Annotated in this window: 7 protein-coding genes and 1 pseudogene; all 8 read right to left on the bottom strand. The window is 72.7% G+C overall.

Going from position 1 to position 6,541, the window contains the following annotated elements; genetic code table 11:
- Positions 1 to 230 (bottom strand): annotated as a pseudogene (locus tag OZN99_RS22660) (iron ABC transporter permease); the annotation flags it as partial.
- Between the two features lie 41 nt (positions 231 to 271).
- On the bottom strand, positions 272 to 1,306 hold the full coding sequence (locus OZN99_RS22655) for an ABC transporter substrate-binding protein (protein WP_270937526.1): 1,035 nt from the start codon (positions 1,304 to 1,306) through the stop codon (positions 272 to 274).
- A gap of 54 nt (positions 1,307 to 1,360) precedes the next feature.
- The gene (locus OZN99_RS22650; RefSeq protein ID WP_270937525.1) at positions 1,361 to 2,143 is read right to left on the bottom strand and encodes an inositol monophosphatase family protein; all 783 of its coding nucleotides are present in this window, start codon (positions 2,141 to 2,143) and stop codon (positions 1,361 to 1,363) included.
- Positions 2,144 to 2,334: 191 nt separating this feature from the next.
- Positions 2,335 to 3,393, bottom strand: coding sequence for a hypothetical protein (locus OZN99_RS22645; RefSeq protein ID WP_270937524.1), 1,059 nt, complete (start codon positions 3,391 to 3,393; stop codon positions 2,335 to 2,337).
- Entirely contained in the window at positions 3,390 to 3,818 is a 429-nt protein-coding gene (locus OZN99_RS22640) for a c-type cytochrome (protein ID WP_270937523.1), read from the bottom strand. Before OZN99_RS22640 ends, OZN99_RS22645 begins: the two co-directional genes overlap by 4 nt.
- On the bottom strand, positions 3,815 to 4,348 hold the full coding sequence (locus OZN99_RS22635; protein WP_270937522.1) for a DUF3341 domain-containing protein: 534 nt from the start codon (positions 4,346 to 4,348) through the stop codon (positions 3,815 to 3,817). The genes OZN99_RS22640 and OZN99_RS22635 overlap by 4 nt, the downstream gene beginning before the upstream one ends.
- Positions 4,345 to 5,649 carry an NrfD/PsrC family molybdoenzyme membrane anchor subunit gene (gene nrfD, locus OZN99_RS22630; RefSeq protein ID WP_270937521.1) on the bottom strand — a complete coding sequence of 435 codons (1,305 nt, stop codon included), beginning with the start codon at positions 5,647 to 5,649 and terminating at the stop codon, positions 4,345 to 4,347. The genes OZN99_RS22635 and nrfD overlap by 4 nt, the downstream gene beginning before the upstream one ends.
- A partial coding sequence (locus OZN99_RS22625) for a 4Fe-4S dicluster domain-containing protein (RefSeq protein WP_270937520.1) occupies positions 5,646 to 6,541 on the bottom strand: 896 nt, incomplete at its 5' end. The genes OZN99_RS22625 and nrfD, both read right to left, overlap by 4 nt.

The raw sequence follows: 6,541 nt of genomic DNA, 5'->3' as shown, positions 1-6,541 counted from the left end.
AGCGCGCCGCCCGGGGCACGGCCGTGCAGCAGCGGAAGCGCTGCCGCGAGCAGGAGGAGCGCGACCGGCCAGAGCCACGGTCGCGCGCCAGTGGCCAGCAGCGCCGCCAGCGGCGCCGCGGCTCCGTCCGGCCAGGCGGAGAGGTCGGCAAGGCCGCCCTCCAGCCCGTGCCAGGGCAGCAGCAGCGCGCCGAGCACGGCGCAGAGGAGCGCCGCGCGACCCAGGCCCAAGGCTCCCATCGCGAGGCGACGCGCCGTTCAGCGATCGCCGGTCAGCGCGAGCCGGCGCGGACCTCGCGTTCCCACCGCGTCAGCAGGCGCGTCCGCTCCTCCGCACTGCCCCAGCGCGCGAAGTCGTAGTCGATCAGGCGGATGTTCTCGAAGCGCGGCGCCTGCGGCGGGATCGGCGCATTGCGGTTGGACGGAAGCTGGAACGCATTGGCCTGCACGGCCAGACCCTGCGCCTCCGCCGTCAGCGCCCAGTCGTAGAAGCGGCGTGCCTGCTCCATGTTGCGCGCGCCGCGGATGATCGACATGGATCCGATCTCGTAGCCCGTGCCCTCGCAGGGCGCGACGATCTCCACCGGGGCGCCGGTCAGCTTCTGGGTGACCGCATCGTGCAGGAAGGTGATGCCGACCAGCGTCTCGCCGGTGGCGACGGCGCGCGCCGGCGCCGCGCCGCTGCGGGTGTACTGGTTCACGTTGCGATGCAAGTTGCGCAGATACTGGAAGGCAGGCTCCTCGCCCATCAACTGCACCAGCGTCGCCAGCATGGTGTAGGCAGTGCCGGAGGTATTCGGGTCGGCGACCTGCACCTCCCCGCGGAATCCGGGGGCGGTCAGGTCCGACCAGCAGCGCGGCGCGGCAAGACGCCGGCGGGTCAACTCGTTCGTGTTGTAGGAATAGCCGAGCGCGCCGGCGTAGATGCCGATGGTCCTGAAGCCCGTCTGTTCGGCCTGGCGGCGGGCCCAGTCATGCACCTGGTCCAGCATGGGCGACCGGTATTCGACCGTCAGGTTCTCCTGCGCCGCCTGCATGTGCGGATCGCCGGTGCCGCCCCACCACACATCGCCGCGCGGGTTCGAGGATTCGGCGCGGATCTGCGTCAGGGTTTCGCCGGAGCTGCGGCGCGTCATCGCCACGCGGATGCCCGTCGCACGCTCGAAGGCCTGCATCATCGGGCGGCACCATTCCTCCTGCACCGAGCAGTAGACGGTCAGGTTGCCCTGGGCGCTGGCGGCGCCGGGCGCCAGCCACGCGAACAGGCCAGCCGCAGCCAGGCCGAGCAGGCGTCGGGTGTTGGTCATGCTGGTCGTCCTCCCTGTATCGTTGCCGCAGTTCAACAGCGCGCGCCGGCGAACTCAACCCTCCATCATGGCGGCAAGGCGGGCGCCCAGCGGCGCCGCGGCGACGCAGATCGGGTTGCCCTGTTCGAGCCAGGCGCCGGAATCGAAGGGACTCGCCCAGCACCCGGCCTCGCGCGCGATGGCCAGCGCGGCGGCGACGTCCCAGGAATTGATGTGCAACTCAAGATAGGCGTCGCTCCGGCCACAGGCCGTCTCCGCCATGCCGAGCGTGCCGGAGCCCTGCGAGCGCAGGCCGGCGCCGGCGGCCATCACCCGGCCGGCGAGCGCGACGAACGCGGCGGCCGGGCGACGCAGCGACCAGCCGACCTCCACCGTGGCACGCGCCAGGTCCGTGGTGGCAGCGCCGCGTATCGGCGCGCCGTTCAGCGTCGCGCCACAGCCCTCCGCGCCGAGGAAAAGCTCCGCAGGGGCGTGCCGGGCGACCGCGCCCAGCACGGCCCGTCCGTCCCAGGCCAGCCCGATGGAGACGCACCAGCGATGCCCGTTGCGGGCGAAGTTGGCCGTGCCGTCGATCGGGTCCAGGATCCAGAGCGGCCCTTCGCCGCATGCGCCGCCGCCCCCTTCCTCGCCGAGCACCGGCTCTCCCGGGAAGTGGCGCTCCAGCTGTTCGCGGATGAACAGCTCGGTCGCGCCGTCGGCCTCGGTCAGGAAATCCTGAGCGCCCTTCAGCGACGCCACAGCCATGCCGTTCGTTCGCATCCTGTCGGCCAGGCTCGCGGCCTGCTGCGCAATCCGGCCGGCGACGTCGAGGCGACGTGCAAGATCCGACCTGGTCATCTGCTGCGGGCTGTCACGGGAGGCATGCGGCGGCGGGTGGCGCCGCGGCTGAACGGGAGCATGGCGGGTTCCGTCGGCGCCACGCGCGGGCGCCACGCGCGAACCGTAACACAGGGCATGGCCGCGACAACTGCCGGGCCCGCCACGTGACCAACCGACGCGCTCCGCGCCGCGCGGCGCGGGCCGGACCCTCACCCCGACAGTGACGCGGCGGCGTGCGGCCCGCGGTGACGCAGCGCGACGTCCACTCGGCGCATCTCCTCCGTCCACCATGCGGCCCAGGCCAGGCCGAGCGCCGCCGCGACGGCAGCATCGAGCCACGCAGGGGGAAGGGCCAGCGGCGCGTCCGGACGGACCACCCACCACAGGTGCAGGGCGTGGCTTGCCAGCAGCAGTACGCAGACCGTCGCCATGCGCCAGCGGCGATGGCGGGGCGGTGCCGCCAGGGCGAGCGCCAGGAGCAGCGCCGGCACCGCCAGCGCCAGCTTGATGATACCCCAGTGGTCCTCGACCCGCCGCAGATACCAGCCCGCTTCCGCCGGCAGATCGGCCATCCAGACCACGATGAACTGCGTGAACCACAGCCACAGCGCAGTCAGGCCGAGAGCGAGCAGCGCGCGTTCCAGCGCTTCGCCCTCGGCAGTCTCGCCGCGCGGCATCCTGCCGCGCGCGAGCGCAATGAGTGCTGCCGCGGCCAGGGCTGCCGTAATGCCCTCGACCCACACGGCGAAGCCTTGCAGGCTGCCCCACCAGCTTGGATCGCGGGAGAGCGACCAGTCCTGGGCCGCGATCGTGACGCTCGGCACCAGGAGCGCCACTGTGAGGGCCGCGAAGCGCTTGTCCGGACGCCCGGGTCGCGTCAGCAGATACGCCACCACGGCCAGCAGCAGCAGAATCGCGCCCGCCCGCAGCCGGAAGGGCCAAGGCGACAGCCAGGCGGCGCGCGAGGCGGGCATCGCGGGCGGCGAGGATCCTGCCCAGGGATACAGCAGATCGAGCCCGACCAGCACGGGTGCGCCCATCAGGACCGCCAGCGGCAGCGTGCGCGCCGCCGCGTCCAGCGGCGCGCGCACCGGTGCCAGCCAGCTCTCCTGAAGCAGGTGCCCCATCGCGAGCGCACCGAGCGCGCCGCAGGCGAGCCCTGTCCAGAGCAGGAACGCGAGCAGCCATGCCTCCAGGAGCAGCGGCGAATCGAGGAACGTGATCAGCGCCGCGGCAAACGCGACGGCGAGGCCGGCGGCCAGCCTCATGGTGTCGCCGCCTCGTGCGGCAGCCGCTCCACGAACCGTGCGATGGCCCAGCGGTCGCGCGGCGCGATGCGGTCGTCGAAGGGATGCGCGCCGGCAAGGTTCGCGCCGATCGCCGCCATGCTTCGCGTCGCCTCGGCCCCCGCGATCGACGGCGGAGGCGGGAAGCCGCGCGCGACCACGGGGCCGTCGCCGGCGCCGGCAGGTCCATGGCAGGGAATGCAGGAGATCGCGTAGCGTGCCGAGCCGCGCGCCAGCAGTGCTGCATCCACCGGCGGTCCCGGTGGCGACAGCGCGTCCCGCCAGGCCTTGTCGCCCCGCGCGACGCTGCCCAGGGGCGCTGCGGCAGGGGGCGGCGGCGCCGGACTCTCCGGCCAGCCGTCGCAGGCCGCGAGGGCACCGGCGAGGAGGATGGCGGCGGGCCTCATTGCGCCGGCAGGTCCGAGACGCGCAGCGCGCCCGAGCGCTGCAGGAGGTGCCTCGCCTGCCCCGCATCGAAGCGGGGATCGTCGGCCGCGATCATCAGGAAGAAGCGGTCCTCGCTGGCGCGCAGGAAGCCGGGTGCGGCAAGGACCGGGTGAGAAAGGCGCGGCAGCCCGTTCGCCACCAGCATGCCCAGCAGGGATGCGACGGCGGCCCAGAGGATGGCGACGATGGTGGTCGCCGGCAGGAAGGCCGGCCAGGCATGCAGCGGGCGGCCGCCGACGTTGATCGGGTAGTCATGCACCGAGAGCCACCATTGCGTCGCGTACGCCAGCAGCGCGCCGAACGCCCCTGCGCCCATGGCGATCCAGGCCACGCGCCCGGGCCGGGCACCCAGAAGGTCGGCGGCTTCCGGCACGGGATGCGGGGTGAAGGCATCCAGGCTGGTCCAGCCCTCTGCGCGGGCCGTACGGAGCGCTTCGAGCAGGTCATCCTTGTCGCTGAAGGCGCCGATGACGCCATGCAGGTCGCTCACGGCGCCTCCGCCTCGCTCTCCTCGTGGCGAACCTCGAACATCGAGACGACGGGTAGAAGCCGCGCGAAGAGCAGCATCGCCAGCGCGAACAAGCCGACCGTGCCGACCAGCAGCGTCCATTCCGGTGTCGTCGGGCCGTAGGCCGGGCCGATGCGCGGCAGGTGGTCACGCAGCAGGCCGCCGGCGACGAGGGAGAAGCGGTCGAGCCAGACGCCCGCGGCGGCGCCCAGACCAATCAGGATGGCTGCCGGCGCGGTGTTGCGGAACCAGGGCAGCCACAGCAACTGCGGCACGACGCTGGTCAGTACCAGCGCGCCCCACCACAGCGCGGCGTAGGGACCGAAGACGCGGGCGAAGGTGCCCTCGCGCGTTTCCGCCTCCTCCAGCACCGCCGCGAGCAGCTGGTCGGCGTAGAGCCAGAGGCAGGCGAGCGAGGCGGCGGCCATGAGGCGGGCGAGCAGCGCCACGTCCGCGTCGTCGATGAACCGGTCCAGGTCGAGAGTGCGGCGCAGCAGCACGGCCAGGGCGAGCACGACGCCGAGGCCGGACGGGATCCCCGTCAGCACCACATGCAGCGGTACGCGGGCCTGGTGCCAGTCCGGCACGAGGGTGGTGGCGAATTCGAGCGCCACGATGGTCTGCGCCGAGACCAGCATGGGCAGGACCAGGGCCGCGACCAGCCGATAGGCCGCCTGGTGACGCGCCCAGTGCGCCACCGATCCGCGCCAGCCGAGCGCGAAGATGCCGTAGAGCCGCGCGGCCACCATGCGGCCGCGTGCCTGCGCGCGGTCGCGCATGGTCGCGAGGTCGGGGATCAGCCCAATGTACCAGAACAGGCTGGTGACGACGACATGGGACATGATGCCCCACAGGTCCCAGACCAGCGTCGATCGGAACTGGGGCCAGACCTGGTACACGGCGGGATAGGGCAGCACCCAGTGGAACAGCCAGGGACGCCCGAGATGCAGGATGGGATACAGCACGGCGGCAAGGATCGCCGCCAGCGCCGCGGCCTCGGCGAAACGGTTCACGGCGGTGCGCAGCCCGTGGCGGCGCAGCACCAGGATCGACGCGAACAGGCTGGCGGCGTTCGCGATGCCGATCCACCAGACGTAGTTGATGAGGTCGAAGCCCCAGACGAAGGGGATGTTGGTCCCCCAGAGACCCACGCCGACCAGAAGCAGCGCCATCACCGCGTAGCCCAACGTGAGCACGCCCAAAGCGGCGAGGCCCAGCGCGGCAGCGAAGCTCCAGCCGAAGCGGCGCAGCAGCGGGATGGCGGCGACCGGGTTCGGCCTCATGGTGCGGTCGCGACGTCGTCCGCTGCGGTCCCGGTGTCGCTTCGGACGCGCGCGAGGTAGGTGGTGCGCGGCCTCGTGCCGAGTTCGCCGAGCAGCGCGTAGTTGCGGCCGTCTGCCTTCGCGCGGGCGACGGTGCTGCCCGGATCGTTGACGTCTCCGAAGACGATGGCGCGCGTCGGGCATGCACGCTGGCAGGCGGTCTCGACCTCGCCGTCCTGCGGCGCCCGTCCCTCCAGCGTGGCCTGCGTGCGCGCGGCGACGATGCGGTGCTGGCAGTAGGTGCATTTCTCGACGACGCCGCGCGGGCGCAGCGGCACGTCCGGATTGCGCACCGGCACGGCGCCGTCCTGCCGCGCATAGCCAAGCCAGTTGAAGCGCCGGACCTTGTAGGGGCAGTTGTTGGAGCAGGTGCGGGTGCCGATGCAGCGCGCATAGACCATAAGGTTCAGGCCCTCATGGTCGTGCACCGTCGCATTCACCGGGCAGACCACCTCGCAGGGCGCCTTCTCGCAGTGCATGCAGGGCACCGGCTGGAACGCGCCGCGGCCATCGGGCTCGGCGTACAGATCGATGCGCAGCCAGTGCATCTCCCGCCCGCGCGCGACCTCCTCGGGCCCGACGACGGGCGTGTTGTTCTCTGCCTGGCAGGCGACGGAGCAGGCGTTGCAGCCGATGCAGGCGTCAAGATCGACGGCCATGCCCCAGGCCTGGCCGGGATAGCTCCACGGCGGATACAGCGAGGGCTGCGGTGGCAGCGGCGCGATCGCCTCGCCCGGCGCGACGGTGCGAGCCGGCGATGGCGTGCGCGCATCGGCAGGATGCCGCCAGCCGGCACGCACGAGCGCCGCGGTGGCGCGGCCGCTTGCGGCGAGCTCGAGGCCCGGCGCCGCCC

Origin of the sequence: Falsiroseomonas oryzae, from assembly GCF_027856955.1 — a bacterium.
Taxonomy (GTDB): domain Bacteria; phylum Pseudomonadota; class Alphaproteobacteria; order Acetobacterales; family Acetobacteraceae; genus Falsiroseomonas; species Falsiroseomonas oryzae.
Note: the sequence above shows the minus strand (reverse complement) of the source record. Positions and strands in the feature narration are given on the sequence as shown.